The sequence below is a fragment of the Streptomyces sp. WAC 06738 genome, from assembly GCF_003945505.1.
Lineage (GTDB): Bacteria > Actinomycetota > Actinomycetes > Streptomycetales > Streptomycetaceae > Streptomyces.
In genome coordinates this window covers 6,129,346-6,153,523 of the sequence record NZ_CP029618.1, presented here as the reverse complement: position 1 = coordinate 6,153,523, position 24,178 = coordinate 6,129,346, and the positions used below count along the sequence as shown (strand labels likewise).

The following is a 24,178-nucleotide window of genomic DNA, read 5'->3' as shown; positions in this document are numbered from 1 at the left end:
AGAAAACTATCTGCTACGGTCTTTCCTGTTGCCCAAGCCTCAGGAGAGACCGCATGAACGCCACCGACGCACCGCAGGACCGATCCCGCTGGTTCGCACTCGCGATCCTTTGCACCGGCGCGCTGATGATCGTCCTCGACGGCAGCATCGTCACCGTCGCGCTGCCCGCCATCCAGGAGGACCTGGGGTTCTCCCCCGCCGACCTGACCTGGACGGTCAACGCCTACATGATCGCCTTCGGCGGGCTGCTCCTCCTCGCCGGCCGCCTCGGCGACCTGCTCGGCCGGAAGCGGGTGTTCGTCGCCGGCATCGCGCTCTTCACAGCCGCCTCACTGCTGTGCGGCGTGGCCACCGAGCCGTGGGCACTGATCGCCGCCCGCTTCCTCCAGGGCGTCGGCGGGGCGCTGGCCTCGGCCGTCGGGCTCGGCATGATCGTCACGCTCTTCACCGACGCGAAGGAGCGCGCGAAGGCCATCGGCGCGTTCGCGTTCACCGGCGCGGTCGGCGCCTCGCTGGGCCAGGTGCTCGGCGGCCTGCTCACCGACGCGCTGAGCTGGCACTGGATCTTCTTCATCAACGTGCCCATCGGGCTGGCGACCGCCGCGCTGGCGCTGCGCGTGCTGCCGGGCGACCGCGGCATCGGCCTGGCCGCGGGCGCCGACGTCGCCGGGGCGCTGCTGGTCACGTCCGGGCTGATGCTCGGCGTCTACACCATCGTCGAGACCGAGAGCCACGGCTGGGCCTCCGGCCGCACCCTCGGCTCCGCCGCGCTCGCCACGGCCCTGCTCGCCGGCTTCGTGCTCCGCCAGGCCCGGGCCGCCGCGCCGCTGCTGCCACTGCGGGTATTCCGCTCGCGCACCGTCGCCGGCGCCAACGCCGTCCAACTGCTCGTCATCTCGGGGATCTTCGCCTTCCAGATCATCGTGGCGCTCTACATGCAGCAGGTACTGGGCTACGGGGCCGCGGAGACCGGTCTGGCGATGCTGCCGGCCGCGCTCACCATCGGCGTCACCTCGCTGCTCGTCTCCGCCCGGCTGGTGGCGCGGTTCGGCGAGCGGACGGTGCTGCTGGCCGGGCTGGTGCTCCTCGCGGCCGGCCTGGCGCTGCTCGTCCGCCTCCCGCGGGACCCGGCCGAGGTGAGCTACGCGGCCCATCTGCTGCCGACGATGCTGCTGCTCAGCGGCGGCGGGCTGGTGCTGCCCGCGATGACCGCGCTGGGCATGTCCGGGGCGCGCGAGGACGACGCCGGGGTGGTGTCGGGGCTCTTCAACACCGGGCAGCAGATGGGCGGCGCGCTGGGCGTCGCGGTGCTCACCACGCTGGCGGCGGGGCGCACGGAGTCGCTGGCCGCGGCCGGGGAGGGCCGGGACGCGGCGCTGACGGGCGGCTTCCAGCTCGCGTTCGGCATCGGGGCGGTGCTGGTCGCCGCGGCGGCGGTGCTGACGGTCGCGGTGCTGCGGCCCCGTACGGCAGGCGGGCCGCGGCAGCCCGGCTCCGGCGCGCGGGCCGCCGGTGCGGAGGGTCCGGCCGCGGATGCCGCCGGTGCGAAGAGCGCCGGGACCACGGGCGCAGGTGCGGGCTCCGGCGCCGCCCCGGCGCCCGGTGCTACTCCTGCGGCACGACTCCGGCCCGCAGCAGACCGTAGGCGTACGCGTCGTCCAGCGCCTGCCACGACGCCGCGATGACGTTGTCCGCGACGCCGACGGTGTCCCACTCGCCGCGGCCGTCGCCGGTGGTGATGAGCACCCGCGTCGTCGACGCGGTGCCGTGGGTCCCCTCCAGGATCCGCACCTTGTAGTCGATCAGCTCGAAGTCGGCGAGCTGGGGGTAGATCCGCTCCAGTGCCACCCGCAGGGCCCGGTCCAGCGCATGGACCGGGCCTTTGCCCTCCGCCGTGACGACGGCCCGCTCGCCCTTCGCCCAGAGCTTCACCGTGGCCTCGTTGGCGTGGGTGCCGTCCGGCCGGTCCTCGACGATGGCCCGCCAGGACTCGGTACGGAAGTAGCGCCGCGTCCTGCCGGACTCGCGCAACTGCAGCTCCTCGCGGAGCAGCAGCTCGAAGGAGGCGTCGGCGGCCTCGTACGTCAGCCCGCGGTGCTCGTTCTCCTTGACCCGCTCCACGACCCGGCTCAGCAGTTCGCGGTCGTCGCCTAGGTCGAGGCCGAGGTCCTTGCCCTTCAGCTCGATCGACGCCCGGCCCGCCATGTCGGAGACCAGCATGCGCAGCCGGTTGCCGACCAGCTCGGGGTCGATGTGCTGGTAGAGGTCGGGATCGACCTTGATGGCGGAGGCGTGCAGGCCCGCCTTGTGGGCGAAGGCCGAGACGCCCACGTACGGCTGGTGGGTGGCGGGCGCGATGTTGACGACCTCGGCGACGGCGTGCGAGATCCGGGTCATCTCCGCCAGCTTGCCGGCGGGCAGCACGCGCATGTCGTACTTCAGCTCCAGCGCGGCCACCACCGGGAAGAGGTTGGCGTTGCCGACGCGCTCGCCGTAGCCGTTGGCGGTGCACTGCACGTGGGTGGCGCCGCCGTCGACGGCGGCCAGGGTGTTGGCCACGGCGCAGCCGGAGTCGTCCTGGGCGTGCATGCCCAGTCTTGCTCCGGTGGCGGCCAGCACCTCGGCGACGGTCTCGCGCACCTGGCCGGGGAGCATGCCGCCGTTGGTGTCGCAGAGCACGACGACGTCCGCGCCCGCCTCGTGCGCGGCGGCGACGACCTGCTTGGCGTACGCGGCGTTGGCGCGGTGGCCGTCGAAGAAGTGCTCGCAGTCGACGAAGACCCGGCGGCCGTGCTCGCGCAGGAACGCGACCGTGTCGCGGACCATCGCCAGGTTCTCCGCGAGCGTGGTGCGCAGCGCCAGTTCCACGTGCCGGTCGTGCGCCTTGGCGACCAGGGTGATGACGGGGGCCTTCGACTCCAGCAGCGCGAGGACCTGGGGGTCGTCCTCGACCCGTACGCCCGCCTTGCGGGTGGCGCCGAAGGCGACGAGCTGCGCGTGCCGGAAGTCGACCTCGTCGCGGGCACGGCGGAAGAACTCCGTGTCCCGGGGCACCGCGCCGGGCCAGCCGCCCTCGATGAAGCCCACGCCGAAGTCGTCGAGGTGCCGGGCGATGGCCAGCTTGTCGGCGACGGTCAGGCTGATGCCCTCGCGCTGCGCGCCGTCGCGCAGCGTGGTGTCGAAGACGTGGAAACCATCGTCGGAAGCCTCGGGGGCCTCGGGGGCCTCGGAGGCGGCGGGCTCTGTGCTCATCGAAGTGCTCCTGTCGGGATGGTGTGTGCTCTCCGGTCCCGGAAATGGAAAAGACCCCTCGCGGGTCGCGAGAGGTCTGCGCGCGGGTCTGGGACGCGGTGAGCCGGCACCGCATGCGGATCGCGGTACGGGTCAGCGCGGACCGGCGCGCCTGTTGCCAATAATCATGACGGCAGACGAGGTCACGTCGGGAAGTGTGGCACACACGCCGCCCGATCTGGAGACCCGTCTCACGATACGGGCAGAGTGCCCACGTTTCGTACGAGGAGGTCAGGGCGCAATTGCGGTCTTGTGTGGATGACATGCGCGTGCCAATTTGGTCCAGGCCAGTCGGTACGGCACCTCCCACAACCCCCACATGGTTCACACAAAGGAGAACCACCGCATGAGACCCCAGAAGTCCGCGCGTCTGGGTGGCACCATCGCCGCCCTTCTCCTCCTCGGCACCGCCGCACTCGGCTCCACGGCCGCCGCGGCGCCCCCGCCGGCCGACCGTTCCGGGCAGGGGGTGCAGGCCGACGCCGCCACCCTCGCGCTCGACGCCGACGTCACCCGCACCCTCGGCAGCGACAGCGCCGGCACGTACCTGGACGCCGAGACCGGCGACCTGGTCGTGACGGTCACCGACAAGGCCGCCGCCGCCGAGGCCCGCGCCGCCGGCGCCCGCGCCGAGCTGGTCGAGCACAGCGCCGCGGAACTGCGCTCCGCGATGGGCGCCTTCGAGGACCGGGCGAAGATCACCGGCACCTCCTGGGGTGTCGATCCGGCCACCAACCAGATCGCCGTGCAGGCCGACTCCACCGTCTCGGCCGCCGAGTACGCGAAGCTGAAGAGCGTCGCGAGGAGCCTCGACGGCGCGGCCCGGGTGGAGCGGGTACCCGGGGCGTTCAAGAAGGAGGTGCTCGGCGGCGACGCGATCTACGGCGGCGGCTACCGCTGCTCCGCGGCGTTCAACGTGACCAAGAACAACGCCCGCTACTTCGTCACCGCGGGCCACTGCACCAACGCCGGCGCCTCCTGGTCGGCCACCAGCGGCGGCGCGGCCATCGGCACCCGCGAGGGCACCAGCTTCCCGACCAACGACTACGGCATCGTCCGCTACACCGACGGCTCCTCCCCCGCGGGCACCGTGAACCTCTACAACGGCAGCACCCGGGACATCACCAGCGCCGCCAACGCCGTCGTCGGCCAGGCCATCCAGAAGAGCGGCTCCACCACCCAGGTCACCAGCGGCACCGTGACCGCGGTGAACGTGACCGTCAACTACAGCGACGGCCCCGTCTACAACATGGTCCGCACCACCGCCTGCTCCGCCGGCGGCGACAGCGGCGGCGCCCACTTCTCGGGCAACGTCGCGTACGGCATCCACTCCGGCAGCTCGGGCTGCTCCGGCACCAACGGCTCCGCCATCCACCAGCCGGTCACCGAGGCGCTCAGCGCGTACGGCGTGAGCGTCTACTGACGCACGGCAGCGCACCACGGCACGAAGGGGGCCGCCGCCGCAGCCCGGCGGCGGCCCCCGGCCCGTGCCTCAGCCCAGCTCGTGCATCCACCCGTGCGGGTCCGCCGCCTGCCCCGTCTGCACGTCGACCAGCGCCTTCCGCAGCCGCGCCGTGACCGGCCCCATCGACCCGTCGGCGACCGTCCACTCCGCCGTGCTCGACTTGGCGTGCCCCACCGGCGTGATGACCGCCGCCGTGCCGCACGCGAAGGTCTCCGAGATCGTGCCGTCCAGGCAGCCGGCCTGCCACTCCTCCTTGGAGATCCGCACCTCGCCGGTCCGGTAGCCGAGGTCGGCGGCGATGGTCAGCAGCGAGTCGCGGGTGATGCCCGGCAGCAGCGTGCCGGTCAGCTCGGGCGTGACCACCTCCGCCGCCCCTTCCTGCCCGCCGGGCCCGCCGCCCCGGACGAAGTAGAGGTTCATCCCGCCCATCTCCTCGATCCACCGGCGCTCCACCGCGTCCAGCCACACCACCTGGTCGCAGCCCTGCTGGACGGCCTGGAGGGTGGCGGCCATCGCGCCCGCGTAGTTGCCCGCGCACTTGGCCTCGCCGGTGCCGCCGGGCGCGGCGCGCACGTACTCCTCGGTGAGCCAGACCGACACCGGCTTGATGCCGCCCGTGAAGTACGCGCCCGCGGGCGAGGCCAGGACCATGAAGAGGTACTCGTGCGCCGGGGAGTTCACGCCGAGGCCGACCTCGGTGGCGAACATGAAGGGGCGCAGGTAGAGCGACTCCTCGCCGGTGCCCGGCACCCACGCCTTGTCCTGGCGCACCAGCGCGTCGATGGCCGCCACGAAGGTCTCGACCGGCAGCTCCGGCATCGCCAGCCGGCGCGCGGAGAGCTGGAAGCGGCGCGCGTTGGCGTCGGGCCGGAAGGTGCGGACGCTGCCGTCCGGCTGCCGGTAGGCCTTCAGCCCCTCGAAGATGGACTGCCCGTAGTGCAGCGCCATCGTCGCCGGGTCGAGGGTGAGCGGCGCGTACGGCTGGAGCTGCGCGTCGTGCCAGCCGCGGCCTTCGGTCCACTTGATCGTGACCATGTGGTCGGTGAAGTGCTTGCCGAAGCCGGGGTTGGTGAGGATCGCCTCGCGCTCCGCGTCGGACAGCGGGTGCGCGGACGGCTTGAGCTCGATCGTGGTCATGAGATTCGTGTCCTTCACCGTTCGGTGGGTGGCGGACCGCGTCCCGTACCGAGGTCCTCGCACCCGAAGGTACTAGGACGTCCGAGCATTACCCCGTGCCGCGGCCCCGCTGTCGATTATGACGGGGGCGCGGGCAGCGGCAAGCGTGGCGGTGGTACGCGGCCCGAAGGGTCATCGTCGCACCGACCCCGCCCGGAGGGCAGGGTCGCCGGCCGTACGGAGAAACCTGACCGGCCGGGCCGGCCGCGGCGAGCGTGTGTGGTCCCGGCGGTCAGCCGGATACTCGGGCGGCGAGCGCGTCGCCGATCTCGTCCGTGGTGCGCGCGGTGGCGCCCCGCGCGGCGAGGTCGGCCTCGACGGCCTCCTCGACGCGGGCGGCCTGCGCGGCGTAGCCGAGGTGGCGCAGGAGCAGGGCGACCGACAGCACCGTGGCCGTCGGGTCGGCCTTGCCGGTGCCGGCGATGTCCGGCGCGGAGCCGTGGACCGGCTCGAACATCGACGGGAAGGCGCCGGCCGGGTTGATGTTCCCGGAGGCGGCGAGACCGATGCCGCCGCTGATGGCGGCGGCCAGGTCGGTGAGGATGTCGCCGAAGAGGTTGTCGGTGACGATCACGTCGAACCGCTCGGGCTGGGTGGTGAGGAAGATCGTCGCGGCGTCGACGTGCAGGTAGTCCGTGGTGACGTCGGGGTACTCGGCGCCGACCCGGTCGAAGGTGTCCTTCCACAGGTGGCCGGCGTACACGAGCACGTTGTTCTTGTGCACGAGCGTCAGCTTTTTGCGCGGGCGGGCCTGGGCGCGCTCGAACGCGTCCCGGACCACGCGCTCCACGCCGTACGCGGTGTTGACGCTCACCTCGGTGGCGACCTCGGCCGGGGTGCCGGTGCGCAGGCTGCCGCCGTTGCCGGTGTACGGGCCCTCGGTGCCCTCGCGGACGACGACGAAGTCGATGGCGGGGCGGCCGGCGAGCGGGGTCTCGGTGCCCGGGAAGAGCTTCGACGGGCGCAGGTTCACGTAGTGGTCGAAGGCGAAGCGCAGCTTCAGCAGCAGCCCGCGCTCCAGCACGCCGGACGGCACCGAGGGGTCGCCGATGGCGCCGAGCAGGATCGCGTCGTAGTCCTTGAGGGCGGTCAGCTCCGCGTCCGGCAGGGTCTCGCCGGTGGCGTGCCAGCGCCGGGCGCCCAGATCGTAGCTCTCGGTCTCCAGCTTCACGTCCTGCGGCAGGACGGCGGAGAGCACTTTCAGGCCCTGGGCCACGACCTCCGGGCCGATGCCGTCGCCGGGAATGGACGCGAGACGAATGCTGCGAGACATGTGAGGGAGCCTACGCGCTACGTCTTGCGGGATGACACCGCCGTCCGGGATGTGGACATACCGCGGGCGTTCACCACGCCGACGGCCGCGGTTCTCCGGTGCGCCGGCAACGAGGGGGAATGCTCGGGCATATGGAGACCCCCGGCTTCGGCATCCCCCACGGCTCGCCCGCAGCATGAGCATGGCCGAACAGCACGAGTACCTGCGCCGCGCGCTCTCCCGGCGCCGCGTCGTCACCGGCGCCGGCGGTCTGGCCGGCGGGCTGTTCCTCGCCGGGTGCGGCGACGGGGGCGGGGGCGGAAGCGGGAGGGCCGGACGTACGGACGACTCCCCCGCCGACTCCGTCAGCCCCGCGCCCTCCGGGGCGCCCGCGGCGTTCGGCCGGCATCTGGCGTTCGGCGCCGACCCGCGCAGCCAGATGCGGGTGGGCTGGCAGCTCCCGCTGCCGGTGCGCCGGCCGTACGTCCGCTTCGGCACGGACCGCGGCGGCCTCGGCGAGCGCGTCGAGGCGGAGATCCGGCCGCTGAAGACCCCGGCGCTCAGCGGCCTCCCGGCGGTGGAGCAGCACTACGTGCACGCCGCGCTCGACGGGCTGGAGCCCGGAACGGAGTACGTCTACGGGCTCGGCCACGAGGAGTTCGACCCCGCCGCCTCACCGGGCGCCGAAGCGTACCTGGCGGAGTTCCGCACCGCGCCCGCCGGGCCGGAGCGCTTCGTCTTCACCGCCTTCGGCGACCAGGGCACGGGATCCGCCGCCCGCGCCGTCACCCGGGGCATCCGCGACCTGCCCGGCGGCCCGCCGGCGTTCCACCTGCACGCCGGCGACATCTGCTACGCCGAGGACTCCGGGCGCGGGCTGGAGGGCGACCGCTACGACGCCCGGGTGTGGGACCGCTTCCTGCGGCAGATCGACCCGGTGTCCTCGCGGGTCCCGTGGATGCCGGCGATGGGCAACCACGACATGGAGGCGTGGTACTCCCCCGACGGCTACGGCGGCCAGCGCGCCCGCTGGACGCTGCCGGACAACGGGTTCGACCCGCGCGAGGCGCCCGGTGCGTACTCCTTCGTCTACGGCAACGTCGCCGTCGTGGCGCTGGACGCCAACGACGTCTCGTACGAGATCCCGGCCAACCTCGGCTACACCGACGGCGCCCAGGCGCGCTGGCTCGACCGGCGGCTCGGGGAGCTGCGCGGCGCGCCCGGGGTCGACTTCGTCGTGGTCTTCTTCCACCACTGCGCGTACTCCACCAGCACGCACGCCTCGGACGGCGGGGTGCGGGAGCACTTCACGCCCCTGTTCGACACCCACCGCGTCGATCTGGTGATCAACGGCCACAACCACGTCTACGAGCGGACCGACGCGCTGCGCGCCGGGGCCCTGACCCGGCCGCTGCCCGTCGGCGGCTCGGTGGACACCGAGCGGCACGGGGCGGTCTACGTGACCGCGGGCGGCGGCGGGCGCAAGCTGTACGACTTCAGCGCGCCGGACAGCTACGAGGGCCGGCGCCGCGACCGCGACGTCGTGCACACCTTCTCCTGGGCACGCGGAGGCGAGAAGGCGCTGGAGGACGTGGAGTGGTCGCGGGTGCGCTACACCGGCTACTCGTTCCTGGCGGTGGAGTCCCGGCCCGGCACCTCGCCCGCGCTGCGGGTCGCCGCGTACGCCGAGGACGGCACGCGGATCGACCGGTTCGAGCTGGTACGGGGCCGCTGAGCGGCCGCCGTGCGCGGGCCGGGGTCCCGGGGGCGGCGGCTCAGTGGCCGGTCGCGCCGCCGTTGTCGCGGCGGTCGAACGCCCGCTGGAGCGCGGCGGCGGCGTTCTTCCGGGCGATCGCGGAGTCCTGGCTCTGCTCGGTGCGGGCGGAGTGGCGGGCGCGGCGGACCGTGGTGGTGGCAGCCATGGGGCAGCTCCTCTGGGGCGCTGGGAAGACGTGGGGACGCCGCTGGGGCGGGAGCGGCGCCGCAGGGGTGACCTGCGTGAGGCGCCAGACCTCGACCACCGTCGCTGATCGGCGAGCGTTCGGCTCCTATAAAAGTAGGACGTCAAAGCGTTCTTGTCTCGCCATATACTCGGGCTTCCTACTATCTGAGACGGCACCGCCCCTGACCTGCGGTGATCGTTACGGGTCCAGGGTGCCGAGGAGCGGCCCGAGCTGGCCGGGCGAGGTGATGCGGCGCACATCCGGGGCCCCCTTCCCGGCCACCCGTGCGGCCGCGCCCGGACGGTCCAGCCAGATCCCCGTCAGCCCGGCCGCGTCCGCGCCCGCCGCGTCGGTGTCCGGACGGTCCCCGACGTAGGCGACGCGCTCCGGCGGCAGCCCGAGGGCGGCGCAGGCGGCGTGGAAGGCGCCCGCGGCGGGCTTGGCGATGCCGAGCTCCTCGGAGCACACCAGCGCCTCGAAGCGGTCGTGCACGCCGATGGCGCGGAGCTTCTCCTCCTGGTGCGGGGCGCTGTTGTTGGACAGCAGGCCGTGCCGGCGGGGCGGGCTGAGGCCGTCGAGCGCCGGTACGACGTCGGGGAAGACCCGCCAGTGCCGCCGGTACGCGGCCAGGTAGCCGGCCATCCAGACGTCGGCCTCGGCGTCGGTCAGCGGCCGGCCGGCGAGCACCCGGGCCCGCTCGCGGCGCTGGGCCAGGAAGGTGAACTCCCCGGCGAGGTAGCGGTCCACGTACTCCTCGGAGACCGCGTGCCAGTGGTCCGCGGCGGCCTCGGGCGAGGCGTACCGGCCCAGCAGCCCGCGCGCGGTCAGGTACTCGAGCGCGGCGCGCCGCTCGGCGCCCGAGTGGTCGAAGATCGTGTCGTCGATGTCCCAGACCACGGCGAGTATCCGCATGTCACGACGGTAGCGCGGGGAGGGCGCGGGCGGCTGCCGGAGAGCGCGCGGAGGCGTCCTTCAGATCGTGAACCGGTCCGGATCGGCCGCCGCCCAGTCCGCGGCCCAGGCCCGCGGCGGCTCGGCCAGGAGCTGTCCGGGCGCCGGCGGCGGCAGCGGCCGGTCGTCCCGGCGGACGGCGCGGGGCTCGATGCGGACGCGAAGCTGGTGCCGGCGAAGTTGCGCCGGGTCGTCCACGCCCATCGCCGACATGATCTCCAGGGCGCTCTGCACGGTGGCGCGCTGGAAGCGCTCGACGCGCACCGTCTTGTCCGCCACGTCCAGCGAGCGCACGCGGAGCGGATCCTGCGTGGTCACGCCGACCGGGCAGGTGTTGGTGTGGCAGCGCTGGGTCTGCAGGCAGCCGAGGGCGAACATCATCGCGCGGGCCGAGTTGGTGTAGTCGGCGCCCTGGATGAGCCGCTTGACGATGTCGGAGCCGGTGGCGACCTTGCCCGCGGCGCCGATGCGGATACGGTCCCGCAGCCCGGTGCCGATGAGGGCGCCGTGCACGGCCGCCAGTCCCTGGGTGAGCGGGGCGCCGATGTTGTCGGCGAACTCCAGCGGCCCCGCCCCCGTACCGCCCTCCGAGCCGTCGACCAGGATGAAGTCGGGCGCGGTGCCCTCGGCGAGCATCGCCTTGCAGACCGCGAGGAGCTGCACCCGCGAGCCCACGCACAGCTTGATCCCGGCCGGCTTGCCGCCGGCCAGCTCCCGCATCCGGGCGACGAACCGCACCAGCTCGCGCGGGGTGGAGAAGACCCGGTGGTACGGCGGCGAGACCACGGTCTCGCCCTGGGGCACGCCGCGGGTGCGGGCGATCACGGCGTCGACCTTGGCGCCGGGCAGCAGCCCGCCGATGCCGGGCTTGGCGCCCTGGGACAGCTTCAGCGACACGCACCTGACCCGGTCGTCGGCGGCCTTGTCGGCGAACTGCCGGGCGTCGAAGTCGCCGTCGGGGGTACGGCAGCCGAAGTAGCCGGTGCCGATCTCCCACACCAGGTCGCCGCCGGGCCGCAGATGGAACTCGGAGATGCCGCCCTCGCCGGTGTCGTGCGCGAAGCCGCCGCGCGCGGCGCCGCCGTTGAGGGCGAGGATGGCGTGGGAGGACAGGGCGCCGAAGCTCATCGCGGAGACGTTCAGCAGCGCCATGTCGTACGGCCTGGTGCAGTCGGGGCCGCCGACGCGGACCCGCGGCGGGGTCGTGGGCATCGCCACCGGGGCGATGGAGTGCACGAGGAACTGGTGGCCGGGGGCCTCCACGTCCAGCTCCGTGCCGAAGGGCTCCTCGGCGTCGGTGCCCTTGGCGCGCTCGTAGACGATGCTGCGCACGTTGCGGTCGAAGGGGCGGCCGTCGAAGTTCCGCTCGATGAAGTACTGCTGCATCTCGGGGCGGAGCCGTTCCAGCAGGAAGCGCAGATGGCCCACCAGCGGGTAGTTCCGCAGCACGGAGTGGCGGCGCTGGAGCACGTCCCACACGCCGAGCGCGGTGAGCGCCAGGAACACGCCCGCGGCCGGCCACCACGCACCGGACACCAGCGTCGCGGCGAGGGTGCACCCGACTGCGGCCACGACGACGGCGGCGAAGAAGCTGTTCCTCTTCATACGCGATCCATCGGACCACAGCACCGGCCCGCACGCACGGGGCCGCCCCCGGCCGACGGGGGAGGCGACCGGGGGCGGCGTGTGCGGGGACCGCGCGGAGCGGTCCTGCGGGCGTCAGCCCATGTGGGGGTAGCGGTAGTCCGTCGGAGCGTCCATCGTCTCCTTGATGGCGCGCGGCGAGGACCAGCGCAGGAGGTTGAACTTCGAGCCCGCCTTGTCGTTGGTGCCGGAGGCGCGGGCGCCGCCGAAAGGCTGCTGGCCGACGATCGAGCCGGTGGGCCGGTCGTTGACGTAGAAGTTGCCGGCCGCGAAGCGCAGCCGCCGGGTCGCGTCGGCGATGACCGCGCGGTCCTGCGCGAGGACGGCGCCGGTCAGGGCGTACGCGGCGACGGACTCCATCTGGTCCAGCATCGCGTCGTAGGTGTCGTCCTCGTACACGTGCACGGCGATGATCGGGCCGAAGTACTCCTCGGTGAAGACCTCGTTCTCCGGGTCCGAGCAGACGATGACCGTGGGGCGGACGAAGTAGCCGACGGTGTCGTCGTACGTGCCGCCCGCGACGATCTCGCACGCCGGGTCGGCCTTGGCGCGGTCGATGGCGGCCTTGTTCTTCGCGAACGCCCGGTCGTCGATGACGGCGCCGATGAAGTTCCCCAGGTCGGTGACGTCGCCCATGGCCAGGCCCTCGACCTCGGTGACCAGCGACTCCTTCAGCCCGCCGTCCCACAGCGAGCGCGGGACGTACGCGCGGGAGGCGGCCGAGCACTTCTGGCCCTGGTACTCGAAGGCGCCGCGGGTGATGGCGGTCTTCAGCTTCGCCACCTCCGCCGTCGGGTGGGCGACGATGAAGTCCTTGCCGCCGGTCTCGCCGACGATCCGCGGGTACGCCTTGTAGCCGGGCAGGTTCTTGCCGACCTCGCCCCACAGGTACTGGAAGGTGCGGGTGGAGCCGGTGAAGTGGATGCCGGCCAGGTCCGGGTGCGGGAGCGCGACCTCGGAGACCTCCTTGCCGTCGCCGGTGACGAGGTTGATGACGCCGGGCGGCATCCCGGCCTCCTCCAGCAGCCGCATGAGCAGCACGGCGGCGTGCGTCTGGGTCGGGGACGGCTTCCAGACCACGACGTTGCCCATGAGGGCGGGCGCGGTCGGCAGGTTGCCGGCGATCGCGGTGAAGTTGAAGGGCGTGATCGCGTAGACGAAGCCCTCCAGCGGGCGGTGGTCGAGCCGGTTCCACACCCCGGGCGGCTGGACCGGCGGCTGCTCGTCCATGATCTGGCGGGCGAAGTGGACGTTGAAGCGCCAGAAGTCGACCAGCTCGCAGGGCGCGTCGATCTCCGCCTGCTGCGCGGTCTTCGACTGGCCCAGCATGGTCGACGCGGCGATCGTCTCGCGCCACGGCCCGGCGAGCAGGTCGGCGGCCTTGAGCAGGATCGCGGCGCGGTCGTCGAAGGAGAGCGCACGCCAGCCGGGCGCGGCGGCCAGCGCGGCGTCGATGGCGTCCTGCGCGTCGGCGCGGGTGGCGGTGCCGTACGTGCCGAGGACGGCCTTGTGGTTGTGCGGCTGCACGACGTCGACGCGCGCGCCGCCGCCCATGCGGCGTACGCCGCCGATGGTCATCGGCAGCTCCATGGGGCTCTCGGCCAGCTCCTTGAGCCTGGCCTCCAGCCGCGCACGCTCCGGTGTGCCGGGGGCGTAGGTGTGCACCGGCTCGTTGTACGGGGCGGGGACCTGGGTCACAGCGTCCATGGTTGCCGTTCTCCTTCGAGGTGCGGAGTCTTTCGGGGGCTCTCGGGGGCTCGCGGGGGCTCGCGGGGTCGTCAGCGGCGGCCGGCCAGGGCGCGCAGGAAGAAGGCCGTGTTCGCCGGGCGCTCGGCGAGCCTGCGCATGAAGTAGCCGTACCAGTCGGTGCCGTAGGGGGTGTAGACGCGCATCCGGTGGCCCTCGGCCACCAGCCGCTGCTGCTCCTGGGTGCGGATGCCGTAGAGCATCTGGAACTCGTACTCGTCCGTCTTGCGGCCGTGCCGGCGGGCCAGCTCCTGGGTGATGGCGATCATCCGGGGGTCGTGGGTGCCGATCATGGGGTAGCCGCGGCCGGTCATGAGGATCTTCAGGCAGCGCACGTACGCCCGGTCCACCTCCGCCTTGTCCTGGAAGGCGACGACGGCCGGCTCCTTGTACGCGCCCTTCACCAGCCGCACCCGGGAACCCTCGCCGGCGAGGTCGCGGCAGTCCTCCTCGGTGCGGAAGAGGTACGCCTGCAGCACCGCGCCGGTCTGCGGGAAGCGCTCGCGCAGGGTGCGCAGGATGGCGAGGGTGGAGTCGACGGTGGTGTGGTCCTCCATGTCCAGGGTAACCGTGGTGCCGGCCGCGGCGGCGGCTTCGACCACCGGAGTGACGTGGGCGAGCGCGAGGTCGTGGCCGCCGGGCAGCGCCTGGCCGAAGGCGGAGAGCTTCACCGACATCTCGGCGCGGGCTCCCAGGCCCTCGTGCGTCAGCGCCTCGGTGAGGGCGAGGTAGGCGTCCCGGGCACGCAGCGCCTCGCGGGGGTCGGTGACGTCCTCGCCGAGGTGGTCGAGGGTGACCTCCAGGCCGCGGGCGGACAGGTCGCGGACGGCGGCGACGGCGTCGGCCAGTTCCTCGCCGGCCACGAAGCGCGCGACCACCTGGCGGCTGACCGGCGCGGCCGAGACGAGGCGACGGATTCCGTCGCTGCGCGCGGCGGCGAGAAGCACGGGACCCAGCACGGGGCACCTCCACGGTCGGGGCGCAGGTAACACCTCCGTGAAATCTAAGGATCGCTCCGATCCTGGGCCATCGACACCTGTCACGCATCCGCGAGCGCCGTCTCATACAGATGTATGAGAGGCTGCGGTCATGCGCGGCGACTACCAGCAGCTGGTGGACGAGGTCTCGGCGGCGCTCGGCGCCCCCGCCACCCTGGAGGACCGGGACTTCGGGCTGATCGCGTTCGGCGTCCACGACACCGGCGACGGCTCGTCGGGCGGCGTCTCCTCGCTCATGGACCCGGTCCGCACGAAGTCCATCCTGCACCGGCGCTCCACGGCGGCGGTGCGGGCGTGGTTCGAGGCGTACGGGATCGCGCGCGCGACCGGGCCGCTGCGGATCCCGCCGGACCCCTCCGCCGGGGTGCTCACCGGGCGGATCTGCCTGCCGGCGCGGCACGACGGGGTGGTGCAGGGGTACGTCTGGCTGCTCGACGACGGGCACCTGGCCGACGTCGAGCTGGGCGGTCCTGGACGGGCGCAGGACCCGCGGATCGCGCAGGCCATGCGGACGGCGGCGCGGATCGGGGCGCTGCTGGCGGCGGAGACCCGGGCGGGCGCGGCGGCGGGCGCGCTGCTGCACGACGTGCTGGCAGGCCCCGTGACGGGGCGGGACGCGGCGCTCGCGGAGCTGCGCGACGCGCTGCCGGGCGGCGCGGCGGGGCCGGTGGCGGCGGTGGCGGTACTGCCCTGGCGCCCGGCGGACCCGGCGGCGCCCGGCCCGGGGCTGCCGCGGACGGCGGCGACGACGCTGGTGCGGGTGGGCGGCGGGGGCGGGCGCGACGGGGAGAGCGCGGGCGCGGGGACCGGCGCGCGGGTACGGACGGGCGCGGGCGGCGGGTCGGGCGGCGGGGCAGAGCCGGTGCGGGCGCTGGCGGCGCTGGTGCTGCTGCCGTCCGCGGGCTCGGTGGATCCTGCGGTGGCGGCGGCGGAGCGGCTGCTGCACGCAGCGGGCGGCGGGCCGCCGGGCGGGACGCGGACCGGTGCGCCCGGCGAGGTGCCGGCGGGGGTACGGCGCGGGGCGCGGGGCGCGGCACGTATCCGCGCCGGAGAGCCCGCCGCGGGTGCGGCTGCCGTACCGGACGCCGTGGCCGGCGTCGGCGACGGGCGGGCGGATCTCGTGGGGCTACCCGATACCTGGCGCGAGGCGCTGGCCGCCGCCCGGGCGGCGCGGGCCGCGCCGCGGCTGGGCCCGGTGGCGCGGTGGCCGGAGATCGGCCCGTACCGGCTGCTCACCGACCTGCCCGGCGGCGCCGACCCGACGGTCGGCCGGCTGCTGGAGCCGGCCCACGCCGCCCTGGCCCATACCGCCGAGGTCTATCTCGACCACGCGGGCCAGGCCGCCCGCACCGCGGCCGCGCTGGGCATCCACCGCCAGACCCTCTACTACCGGCTGTCGCGCGTCGAGGAACTGACCGGCCTCGACCTCACGGCGGGCGAGGACCGCCTGCTCCTCCACATGTCCCTCAAGTCCGCCCGCCTCTGACCTCGGCACGCACCCACGCGGCACGCCGCAGGCGAGACGTGCCCGGCCCGCCCCGGGGGTGTGGCGGGCCGGGGTGCGGGTGGGCGTCAGCCGAGGTGTGCCGCGGGAGCGGGGGACGGGGCGCCGGGCCTGGCGGGGGCGGGGCGGGGGGTGTTCATCACCACCGCCACCACCGCCGCGGCCACGACGAGGATCACCGACGCCACCGTGTACGCCGAACTGAAGCCCTCGACCAGGCCCGCCTTCACCACGTCCGGCACCGGCCCGCCCGCCGCCCGCCGCTCCTCCAGCGCACCCGCCTGCGGCAGCCGCTCGGCGAGGTAGTCGGCGGTGGTGCTGGTCGCGACGGTGTTGAGCAGCGCGGTGCCGATCGAGCCGCCGATCTGCTGCGCGGTGTTGACCGTCGCCGACGCCACCCCGGCCTCCTCCTCGCGCACGCCGTGGGTCGCGTAGTTGATCGCCGGGGCCATCACCATCCCCATCCCGAAGCCCAGGACCAGCTCCGCGGGCAGCACCCCCGCCGCGTACGAGGTGTCCACGTCCACCGTCGCCAGCCACCCGGTGCCGGCCGACGCGAGCAGCAGCCCGGGGACGATGAGCGCCCGCGGCGGCACCCGGGGCAGCAGCCGGCTGGCGAGCCCCCCGGCCCCCGCCAGCACCCCCGCCGTCAGCGGCAGGAACGCCACCCCGGTCTTCAGCGCGGAGTAGCCCATGACGACCTGCATGTAGTACGTGAGGAAGAGGAACATGGCGAACATCCCCACGGTGGCCAGCGCGATGCCCAGGAACGCGCTCCCCCGGGCCCGGCTGAGCACCACCCGCAGCGGCAGCAGCGGCGCCGCCGCGTTCCGCTCGTACAGCACGAAGCCGGTGAGCAGCGCCACGCCGAGGAAGAGCAGCCCGAGCACGAGCGCCGAGTCCCAGCCCTCCGACTCCGCCTCGCTGCACCCGTAGACGACGGCGACCAGGCCGGTCACCGCGAGCACCGTGCCCGGCACGTCGATCCGCTGCCGCGCCTGCGGGCGGGTGTCGGCGGGCAGCACCCACCAGCCGGCCGCCGCCAGCACCGCGATGGGCACGTTCACGTAGAGGCACCAGCGCCAGTCCAAGTACTCGGTGAGCGCCCCGCCCGCGACCAGGCCGATCGCGCCGCCGCCGGCGGCGATCGCGCCGAAGATGCCGAAGGCGCGGGCGCGGTCGCGCTGCTCGGTGAAGCTCGTGGTGAGCAGCGACAGCGCCGCCGGCGCGAGCAGCGCGGCGAACGCCCCCTGTGCGGCCCGCGCGCCCAGCAGCGCGCCGAAGCCGGGCGCCGCCCCGCCGAGCGCGGAGGCGGCGGCGAAGCCGACGAGCCCGGTGAGGAAGGCCCGGCGGCGGCCGGTGTAGTCGGCGATCCGGCCGCCGAGGAGCAGCAGGCCGCCGAAGGCCAGGGTGTACGCGGTGATCACCCACTGCCGGTCGCCGTCGGAGATGCCGAGGTCCGCCTGCGCGGACGGCAGGGCGATGTTCACGATCGTGACGTCCAGGACGATCATGAGCTGCGCCAGCCCGATGAAGGCGAGGGCGAGCCAGCGCCGCGATCCGGTCGCTTCCGTTTTTGTAGTGTCCATGCCACTACCTTTCTCGTGCGTGCTCGGGGTTTCGGGTGGCTGCGGGGCTTGCGGGCGGGACCGGCGCTAGCCGTCGTTCCCGCCGACGATGCGGTCCGTGGCCCTGATGAACCGGGCGGCGGTGATCGCCGGGCCCGGCAGCCCGGCGCCGCGGGCGCGGGCGGCCTCGGGGCGCAGCCCGTCGAGATAGAGCTCCAGATGGCGGTGGGCCAGCGCCTCGTCCTCCGCGAACCCGCCGCCGGGCAGCAGCAGCGTCAGCCGCATCACCATGAACGGCACGTCGCCGAAGACCACGTCGTCGCGGAGCCGGCCGGCCCGCTGCGCCCGTACGATCAGCTCCTGCACCGGCCGCAGCGTCCGCGCGCGCAGCTCCGCCAGCTCCTCGTCGATCCGGATCCGGCCGGAGAGCGCGGGGAGTACCGCGCCGATCCGCAGGTTGAGCGCCGTGTGGGCGAACCGGCGCAGCGCCTCGAACGGCTCGTCCCCGCCGGCCAGCGCCTCCTCGGCCGCTCCGCGCAGCTCGGCGAGGGTGGCGGCGGCGACGCCGCGGATCAGCGCCTCGCGGCTGCCGAAGTTGCGGTAGAGCGTGGCGATGCCCACGCCGGCCCGGCGGGCGACGTCCTCCAGCGGGGCGTCCGGGCCCTCGCCCACGAAGACCTCGCCGGCCGCCTTCAGGATCAGCTCGCGGTTCCGCCGGGCGTCCGCGCGCATCGGGGTCCGCATGGCCACTCCTCAACCGAAGGGAAATTCTCCACTTACCCGCACCGTAGGAGGGAACCGGAGAGATTTCATCCGTCTGGGGCGAAGTGAGAGGGCATCGCGCGAAGATCCTCCGCATCACGCCGCGGGCACCCCGGGCCCCGGCCCGGCCGGAGCACCGGGCCCTGACACGCGTACGGGCCCGGGCCGGCGGCATCGCTGCCGCCCGCCCGGGCCCGGTGCCCGGGGTCTCCCCCGGTCCGCTACTCGGTGAGGTTCACCGCGCGCGCCGAGGCCGCGCCGATCTCACCCGCGATCTCCTGCACGACGGCCGGCGGGATCGTGTCGTCCACGGTGAGCGCGACCAGCGCCTCGCCGCCCGCCTTGGCCCGCGACACCTGCATGCCGGCGATGTTGATGCCCGCCTCGCCCAGGATCCGGCCCATGGTGCCGACGACGCCGGGGCGGTCCCCGTAGCTGAAGAAGGCCATGTGGTCGGCGAGCGTCAGGTCCACGTCGTGCTCGCCGACGGCGACGATCTTCTGCTGGTGCTTCGGCCCGGAGAGCGTGCCGGAGACCGACACCTCCTCGCCGCTGGCGAGCGTGCCGCGCACCGTCACCACGTTGCGGTGGGCGTTCGACTCCGAGCTGGTGGTCAGCCGCACCTCGACGCCGCGCTCCTGCGCGAAGAGCGGGGCGTTCACGTAGCTCACGGTCTCGGCGACGATGTCCTCGAAGACGCCCTTGAGCGCCGACAGCTCCAGCACCTTCACGTCGTGCTGCGTGATCTCGCCGCACACCTCCACGTCGAGCCGGACGGCGACCTCGCCGGCCAGCGCCGTGAAGATCCGGCCCAGCTTCTCGGCCAGCGGCAGCCCGGGCCGCACGTCCTCGGCGATGACGCCGCCCTGGACGTTGACCGCGTCCGGCACCAGCTCGCCGGCGAGCGCGAGCCGCACCGAGCGGGCCACGGAGATGCCCGCCTTCTCCTGCGCCTCGCCGGTGGAGGCGCCGAGGTGCGGGGTGGCGACGACGCTGTCGAACTGGAAGAGCGGCGAGTCCGTACACGGCTCGGTGGCGTAGACGTCGAGGCCCGCGCCCGCGACCCGGCCCTCCTTCAGCGCGGCGGTCAGCGCCTCCTCGTCCACGATGCCGCCGCGGGCGGCGTTGACGATCCGGACGGACGGCTTCACCTTCTGCAGCGCCTCGTCGCCGATGAGACCCAGGGTCTCGGGGGTCTTCGGCAGGTGGACGGTGATGAAGTCGGAGGTCTCCAGCAGTTCGTCGAGCGATACGAGCTTGACGCCCATCTGCGCGGCGCGCGCGGCCTGCACGTACGGGTCGTACGCCACGACGCTCATGCCGAACGCGGCCATGCGCTGCGCGACGAGCACGCCGATGCGGCCGAGGCCGACGACGCCGAGCACCTTCTCGTTCAGCTCGACGCCGGTGTACTTGGAGCGCTTCCACTCGCCGGCCTTCAGCGCGGCGTTGGCCTGCGGGATGTTGCGCGCGCTGGCGATGATCAGGCCGCAGGCCAGCTCGGCGGCGGTGACGATGTTGGAGGTCGGCGCGTTGACGACCATGACACCGGCCTTGGTGGCGGCGGGCACGTCGACGTTGTCGAGGCCGACGCCCGCGCGGGCGACGACCTTCAGCCGGCGCGCGGCGGCCACGGCCTCCGCGTCGACCTTGGTGGCGCTGCGGATCAGGATCGCGTCCACGTCGGCGATGGCGGCGAGCAGCTCGGCCCGGTCGGCGCCGTTGCAGTGGCGGATGTCGAAGTCGGGACCGAGGGCGTCGACGGTGGCCGGCGAGAGCTCCTCGGCGATCAGTACGGCGGGCTTCCCGGGGGTGGCGCCGGTTGCGGGGGCAGTGCTCACGTGGTCCTCACTGGATTCCTGTACGGGACGGCCGTCCCGACGGCCGCAGGTGGAGGGATGCAGGCGCCGGTCCGCCGGACAGACGCGTGCTGCCGCGTTTGAAGGACACACGACGCTGTGAGCCTGACGCGCGATGTACCAAGAGTGTAGTGGCGCCGGGCGGTGGCCGGGCGCCGCTGCGCCCCGCCACCGCCCGAACGAGCGACCCGGTCCGCTCAGTCCTTGTCGTCGACCCAGCTCATGAGCTTCCGCAGCTCCTTGCCGGTCGTTTCGATCAGGTGGTCGGCGTCGCGCTTCTTGTACTCGTTGTAGCGCGGCAGGCCGTTGTGGTACTCGGCCATCCAGTCCTTGGCGAACGAGCCGTCCTGGATCTCGCCGAGGATCTTCTTCATCTCGGCCTTGGTGTTGTCGTTGATGATCCGCGGCCCCGAGACGTAGTCGCCCCACTCGGCGGTCTCGGAGACCGACCAGCGCATCTTCTCCAGGCCGCCCTCGTACATGAGGTCCACGATGAGCTTCAGCTCGTGCAGGCACTCGAAGTACGCGATCTCCGGCTGGTAGCCCGCCTCGACCAGGGTCTCGAAGCCGGCCTTGACCAGCGCCGAGGTACCGCCGCAGAGCACGGCCTGCTCGCCGAAGAGGTCGGTCTCGGTCTCCTCGGTGAAGGTGGTCTTGATGACGCCGGCGCGGGTGCCGCCGATGGCCTTCGCGTACGACAGGGCCAGCGCGAAGCCGCCGCCGCTGGCGTCCTGCTCGACGGCCGCGATGCACGGCACGCCGCGGCCCTCCTCGAACTGGCGGCGGACCAGGTGGCCCGGGCCCTTCGGGGCGACCATGCAGACGTCGACGTTGGCGGGCGGCTTGACGAAGCCGTAGCGGATGTTGAGGCCGTGGCCGAAGAAGAGCGCGTCGCCGTCCTTGAGGTTCTCCTTCACGGACTCCTCGTAGACCTTGCCCTGCACCGGGTCCGGCACCAGCATCATGATCACGTCGGCCTCGGCGGCGGCCTCGGCGGGGGTGACGACCCGCAGGCCCTGCTCCTCGGCCTTCGCCCGGGACTTGGAGCCCTCGTGCAGGCCGACGCGGACGTCCACGCCGGAGTCGCGCAGCGACAGCGCGTGGGCGTGGCCCTGGCTGCCGTAGCCGAGGACCGCGACCTTGCGGCCCTGGATGATGGACAGGTCGGCGTCGTCGTCGTAGAACAGCTCGGCCACGGTTGCGATCTCCTTGAGTCTTGCGGTTGGTCCCACCGTACGTCTGGCGCGGCGGGGGTCCTGGGGGGTTCGGGGGTCTCCCCCGAAAGATCTTCCTTCACTGCGACTCCACGGAGTGCAGCAGGGATACGACGGGGCGGGGTGCCGCCGCGGCGGCACCCCGCCCGGGGGTTACGCGGTCCTGTCGAGGGCGCGGAGGGAGCGGTCCGTGATGGAGCGGGCACCGCGGCCGATGGCGATCGTGCCGGACTGCACCAGTTCCTTGATGCCGTACGGCTCCAGCATCTTCAGCATCGCCTCCAGCTTCTCGCCGCTGCCCGTGGCCTCGATCGTGACCGCCTCCGGGGAGACGTCCACGGTCTTGGCGCGGAAGAGCTGGACGATCTCGACGACCTGGGAGCGGGTCTCGTTGTCGGCGCGCACCTTCACCAGGACGAGTTCGCGCTGCACCGCCGCGCCCGGCTCCAGCTCGACGATCTTCAGCACGTTGACGAGCTTGTTGAGCTGCTTGGTGACCTGCTCCAGGGGCTGGTCCTCGACGTTCACCACGATCGTCATCCGGGAGATGTCCGGGTGCTCGGTGGTGCCGACGGCGAGCGAGTCGATGTTGAAGCCGCGGCGGAAGAACATCGCGGAGATCCTGGCCAGGATGCCCGGCTTGTTCTCCACCAGGACCGACAGCGTGTGCTTGGACATGTCTTCGTCTCTCTCTTCGCTGCCCGGCCTCAGTCGTCTTCGCCGTCGCCGAAGTCCGGGCGGACGTCGCGCGCGGCCATGATCTCGTCGTTGGAGGTGCCGGCCGCGACCATCGGCCAGACCATCGCGTCCTGGTGGACGATGAAGTCCACGACGACGGGGCGGTCGTTGATGGCGTTGGCCTTCTCGATGACCGCGTCGAGCTGCTCGGGGTCCTCGCAGCGCAGGCCGACGCAGCCCATGGCCTCGGCGAGCTTGACGAAGTCCGGGCAGCGGGTGCCGGCGGCCTGGCGGGCCTGCTCCTCGGCGCCGCCGGCGCTCTCGGCCGCGCCGCCGTTGCCGTTCGGCCCGGAGTGCAGCACGGTGTTGGAGTAGCGGCGGTTGTAGAAGAGGGTCTGCCACTGGCGGACCATGCCCAGCGCGCCGTTGTTGATGATCGCGACCTTGATCGGGATGCCGTTCAGCGCGCAGGTGACCAGCTCCTGGTTGGTCATCTGGAAGCAGCCGTCGCCGTCGATGGCCCAGACCGTCGCGTCCGGCGCGCCGGCCTTGGCGCCCATGGCGGCCGGGACGGCGTAGCCCATGGTCCCGGCGCCGCCGGAGTTGAGCCAGGTGCGGGGCTTGTCGTAGTCGATGTAGTGGGCGGCCCACATCTGGTGCTGGCCGACGCCCGCGGTGTAGACCGTGTCCTCCGGGGCCAGCTCGCCGATGCGCTGGATCACCTGCTGGGGCGAGAGGGTGCCGTCGGAGGGCAGGTCGTAGCCGAGGGGGTACGTCTCGCGCCAGCGGTCGAGCTGCTGCCACCACTCCGCGTACCGTTCGGTGCCCGTGCCCTGCCGGTCGCCCTGCTCCTGCTCGCTCTGCACCGCCACGATCAGGTCTGCGATGACCTCGCGGGCGTCGCCGACGATCGGCACGTCCGCCTCGCGGTTCTTGCCGATCTCCGCGGGGTCGATGTCGGCGTGCACGATCTTGGCGTACGGCGCGAAGGTGTCCAGCCTGCCCGTCACCCGGTCGTCGAACCGGGCGCCGAGCGCCACGATCAGGTCGGCCTTCTGCAGCGAGGTGACGGCGGCCACCGTGCCGTGCATGCCCGGCATGCCCAGGTGCTGCGGGTGGGTGTCGGGGAAGGCGCCGAGGCCCATGAGGGTGGTGACGACGGGCGCGCCGGTCAGCTCGGCGAGCACCTTCAGCTCGGCGGTGGCGCGGGCCTTGAGCACCCCGCCGCCGACGTACAGCACCGGGCGCCGGGCGGCGCCGACGAGCCGGGCGGCCTCGCGGATCTGCTTGGCGTGCGGCTTGGTGACCGGGCGGTAGCCGGGCAGCTCGTGCCGCGGCGGCCAGGAGAAGACGGTGGGCGACTGCAGCGTGTCCTTGGCGATGTCGACCAGCACCGGGCCCGGCCGTCCGGTGGAGGCGATGTGGAAGGCCTCGGAGATCACCCGCGGGATGTCCGCCGGATCGGTGACCAGGAAGTTGTGCTTCGTGATCGGCATGGTGATGCCGCAGATGTCCGCCTCCTGGAAGGCGTCGGTGCCGATCGACTTCACCACCACCTGGCCGGTGATCGCGACCAGCGGCACGGAGTCCATGTGCGCGTCGGCGATCGGGGTGACGAGGTTGGTCGCGCCCGGGCCCGAGGTGGCCATGCAGACGCCGACCTTGCCGGTGGCCTGCGCGTACCCGGTGGCGGCGTGGCCCGCGCCCTGCTCGTGGCGGACGAGGACGTGCCGGACCTTCGTGGAGTCCATCAGCGGGTCGTACGCGGGGAGGATGGTCCCGCCCGGAATGCCGAACACCGTGTCCGCGCCCACGGCCTCCAGGGCGAGGATGAGGGACTGCGCGCCCGTCACGGTCTTCTCTGCCGGTGTGTGCCCCGGAACGCGGGACTGTCCCCCGCTGCGGGCCCGCGGCGGCTGCGGGTGGGGCTCACTCCGCGGGGGAGCCTGCTCGGTCATCGGTTTCTCTTCTCGTCTTCGATTCGGTGCGAGGGTTGGGGGTGAAGCAGCGGGTTCGAGCAACAAAAAACCCCTCGTGCCGGATGGCAAGCGAGGGGAGCGCGTCGGCGCGGTCCGGGAGTCGGGATCCGCTTCAGCCGACGCGCTGTCCAAGTACGAGAATTCGGGT

The 24,178-nt window shown here is 73.2% G+C and carries 18 protein-coding genes; 4 read left to right on the top strand and 14 right to left on the bottom strand.

Annotated elements, in window-relative coordinates:
- Positions 1 to 53 precede the first annotated feature (53 nt).
- A complete protein-coding gene (locus tag DMB38_RS27090; protein WP_125937350.1) occupies positions 54 to 1,685 on the top strand; it encodes an MFS transporter in 1,632 nt (543 codons plus the stop codon).
- Here the strand turns inward: DMB38_RS27090 and cimA are convergent.
- Positions 1,606 to 3,252, bottom strand: a complete 1,647-nt coding sequence (gene cimA / locus DMB38_RS27085; protein WP_125937349.1) for a citramalate synthase — start codon at positions 3,250 to 3,252, stop codon at positions 1,606 to 1,608. The two genes, DMB38_RS27090 and cimA, sit on opposite strands and share 80 nt — an antisense overlap.
- A 385-nt stretch (positions 3,253 to 3,637) precedes the next feature.
- On the opposite strand from cimA, the gene DMB38_RS27080 reads away from it, so the two are divergent.
- Positions 3,638 to 4,714, top strand: a complete 1,077-nt coding sequence (locus DMB38_RS27080; RefSeq protein WP_125937348.1) for a S1 family peptidase — start codon at positions 3,638 to 3,640, stop codon at positions 4,712 to 4,714.
- Between the two features lie 69 nt (positions 4,715 to 4,783).
- On the opposite strand, the gene DMB38_RS27075 is transcribed toward DMB38_RS27080, so the two are convergent.
- Together DMB38_RS27075 and DMB38_RS27070 are read right to left on the bottom strand one after the other, a co-directional pair.
- Positions 4,784 to 5,893, bottom strand: coding sequence for a branched-chain amino acid aminotransferase (locus DMB38_RS27075; RefSeq protein WP_125937347.1), 1,110 nt, complete (start codon positions 5,891 to 5,893; stop codon positions 4,784 to 4,786).
- 271 nt (positions 5,894 to 6,164) lie between these two features.
- Positions 6,165 to 7,205, bottom strand: a complete 1,041-nt coding sequence (locus tag DMB38_RS27070; protein ID WP_125937346.1) for a 3-isopropylmalate dehydrogenase — start codon at positions 7,203 to 7,205, stop codon at positions 6,165 to 6,167.
- Positions 7,206 to 7,386: 181 nt separating this feature from the next.
- Here DMB38_RS27070 and DMB38_RS27065 point away from each other — a divergent pair, with 181 nt between their 5' ends.
- Positions 7,387 to 8,919 carry a metallophosphoesterase family protein gene (locus DMB38_RS27065; RefSeq protein WP_240662494.1) on the top strand — a complete coding sequence of 511 codons (1,533 nt, stop codon included), beginning with the start codon at positions 7,387 to 7,389 and terminating at the stop codon, positions 8,917 to 8,919.
- A gap of 40 nt (positions 8,920 to 8,959) precedes the next feature.
- Here the strand turns inward: DMB38_RS27065 and DMB38_RS36260 are convergent, their stop codons facing one another.
- The 5 genes from DMB38_RS36260 to DMB38_RS27045 all read right to left on the bottom strand — a co-directional run bounded on the left by DMB38_RS36260 (position 8,960) and on the right by DMB38_RS27045 (position 14,427).
- On the bottom strand, positions 8,960 to 9,106 hold the full coding sequence (locus DMB38_RS36260) for a hypothetical protein (RefSeq protein WP_164716128.1): 147 nt from the start codon (positions 9,104 to 9,106) through the stop codon (positions 8,960 to 8,962).
- A gap of 219 nt (positions 9,107 to 9,325) precedes the next feature.
- Positions 9,326 to 10,039, bottom strand: a complete 714-nt coding sequence (locus tag DMB38_RS27060; RefSeq protein WP_125937344.1) for an HAD family hydrolase — start codon at positions 10,037 to 10,039, stop codon at positions 9,326 to 9,328.
- 60 nt (positions 10,040 to 10,099) lie between these two features.
- Positions 10,100 to 11,683: an FMN-binding glutamate synthase family protein gene (locus tag DMB38_RS27055; RefSeq protein WP_125937343.1), complete on the bottom strand. Its 1,584-nt coding sequence runs from the start codon at positions 11,681 to 11,683 to the stop codon at positions 10,100 to 10,102.
- 114 nt (positions 11,684 to 11,797) lie between these two features.
- Positions 11,798 to 13,429 carry an L-glutamate gamma-semialdehyde dehydrogenase gene (pruA, locus tag DMB38_RS27050; protein ID WP_125937342.1) on the bottom strand — a complete coding sequence of 544 codons (1,632 nt, stop codon included), beginning with the start codon at positions 13,427 to 13,429 and terminating at the stop codon, positions 11,798 to 11,800.
- Positions 13,430 to 13,500: 71 nt separating this feature from the next.
- Complete coding sequence (locus DMB38_RS27045; protein ID WP_125937341.1) at positions 13,501 to 14,427, bottom strand: proline dehydrogenase family protein; 927 nt, start codon at positions 14,425 to 14,427, stop codon at positions 13,501 to 13,503.
- A 130-nt stretch (positions 14,428 to 14,557) separates the two neighbouring features.
- Between DMB38_RS27045 and DMB38_RS27040 the strand changes: the two genes are divergently transcribed.
- Positions 14,558 to 15,952, top strand: a complete 1,395-nt coding sequence (locus DMB38_RS27040) for a helix-turn-helix domain-containing protein (RefSeq protein WP_125937340.1) — start codon at positions 14,558 to 14,560, stop codon at positions 15,950 to 15,952.
- A gap of 86 nt (positions 15,953 to 16,038) precedes the next feature.
- Here DMB38_RS27040 and DMB38_RS27035 read toward each other — a convergent pair whose 3' ends face one another.
- The 6 genes from DMB38_RS27035 to DMB38_RS27010 form a co-directional block, all read right to left on the bottom strand.
- Positions 16,039 to 17,559, bottom strand: a complete 1,521-nt coding sequence (locus DMB38_RS27035) for an MFS transporter (protein ID WP_125937339.1) — start codon at positions 17,557 to 17,559, stop codon at positions 16,039 to 16,041.
- Between the two features lie 66 nt (positions 17,560 to 17,625).
- Entirely contained in the window at positions 17,626 to 18,282 is a 657-nt protein-coding gene (locus tag DMB38_RS27030; protein ID WP_125937338.1) for a TetR/AcrR family transcriptional regulator, read from the bottom strand.
- Positions 18,283 to 18,521: 239 nt separating this feature from the next.
- Positions 18,522 to 20,141, bottom strand: a complete 1,620-nt coding sequence (gene serA / locus DMB38_RS27025; protein ID WP_047018278.1) for a phosphoglycerate dehydrogenase — start codon at positions 20,139 to 20,141, stop codon at positions 18,522 to 18,524.
- Between the two features lie 215 nt (positions 20,142 to 20,356).
- Positions 20,357 to 21,355: a ketol-acid reductoisomerase gene (ilvC, locus tag DMB38_RS27020; RefSeq protein WP_125937337.1), complete on the bottom strand. Its 999-nt coding sequence runs from the start codon at positions 21,353 to 21,355 to the stop codon at positions 20,357 to 20,359.
- Positions 21,356 to 21,526: 171 nt separating this feature from the next.
- The gene (gene ilvN / locus DMB38_RS27015; protein WP_018838935.1) at positions 21,527 to 22,051 is read right to left on the bottom strand and encodes an acetolactate synthase small subunit; all 525 of its coding nucleotides are present in this window, start codon (positions 22,049 to 22,051) and stop codon (positions 21,527 to 21,529) included.
- Between the two features lie 29 nt (positions 22,052 to 22,080).
- Positions 22,081 to 24,009 carry an acetolactate synthase large subunit gene (locus tag DMB38_RS27010; RefSeq protein WP_125937336.1) on the bottom strand — a complete coding sequence of 643 codons (1,929 nt, stop codon included), beginning with the start codon at positions 24,007 to 24,009 and terminating at the stop codon, positions 22,081 to 22,083.
- Between the last annotated feature and the right edge of the window lie 169 nt (positions 24,010 to 24,178).

Coding starts and splice junctions, on each gene's coding strand:
- pruA (WP_125937342.1), bottom strand. CDS start 13,429: ATGGACGCTGTGACCCAGGTCCCCGCCCCGTACAACGAGCCGGTGCAC.
- DMB38_RS27060 (WP_125937344.1), bottom strand. CDS start 10,039: ATGCGGATACTCGCCGTGGTCTGGGACATCGACGACACGATCTTCGAC.
- DMB38_RS27040 (WP_125937340.1), top strand. CDS start 14,558: ATGCGCGGCGACTACCAGCAGCTGGTGGACGAGGTCTCGGCGGCGCTC.
- DMB38_RS36260 (WP_164716128.1), bottom strand. CDS start 9,106: ATGGCTGCCACCACCACGGTCCGCCGCGCCCGCCACTCCGCCCGCACC.
- DMB38_RS27055 (WP_125937343.1), bottom strand. CDS start 11,683: ATGAAGAGGAACAGCTTCTTCGCCGCCGTCGTCGTGGCCGCAGTCGGG.
- DMB38_RS27090 (WP_125937350.1), top strand. CDS start 54: ATGAACGCCACCGACGCACCGCAGGACCGATCCCGCTGGTTCGCACTC.
- DMB38_RS27035 (WP_125937339.1), bottom strand. CDS start 17,559: ATGGACACTACAAAAACGGAAGCGACCGGATCGCGGCGCTGGCTCGCC.
- DMB38_RS27080 (WP_125937348.1), top strand. CDS start 3,638: ATGAGACCCCAGAAGTCCGCGCGTCTGGGTGGCACCATCGCCGCCCTT.
- DMB38_RS27065 (WP_240662494.1), top strand. CDS start 7,387: ATGGCCGAACAGCACGAGTACCTGCGCCGCGCGCTCTCCCGGCGCCGC.
- DMB38_RS27070 (WP_125937346.1), bottom strand. CDS start 7,205: ATGTCTCGCAGCATTCGTCTCGCGTCCATTCCCGGCGACGGCATCGGC.
- ilvN (WP_018838935.1), bottom strand. CDS start 22,051: ATGTCCAAGCACACGCTGTCGGTCCTGGTGGAGAACAAGCCGGGCATC.
- cimA (WP_125937349.1), bottom strand. CDS start 3,252: ATGAGCACAGAGCCCGCCGCCTCCGAGGCCCCCGAGGCCCCCGAGGCT.
- DMB38_RS27010 (WP_125937336.1), bottom strand. CDS start 24,009: ATGACCGAGCAGGCTCCCCCGCGGAGTGAGCCCCACCCGCAGCCGCCG.
- DMB38_RS27075 (WP_125937347.1), bottom strand. CDS start 5,893: ATGACCACGATCGAGCTCAAGCCGTCCGCGCACCCGCTGTCCGACGCG.
- DMB38_RS27030 (WP_125937338.1), bottom strand. CDS start 18,282: ATGCGGACCCCGATGCGCGCGGACGCCCGGCGGAACCGCGAGCTGATC.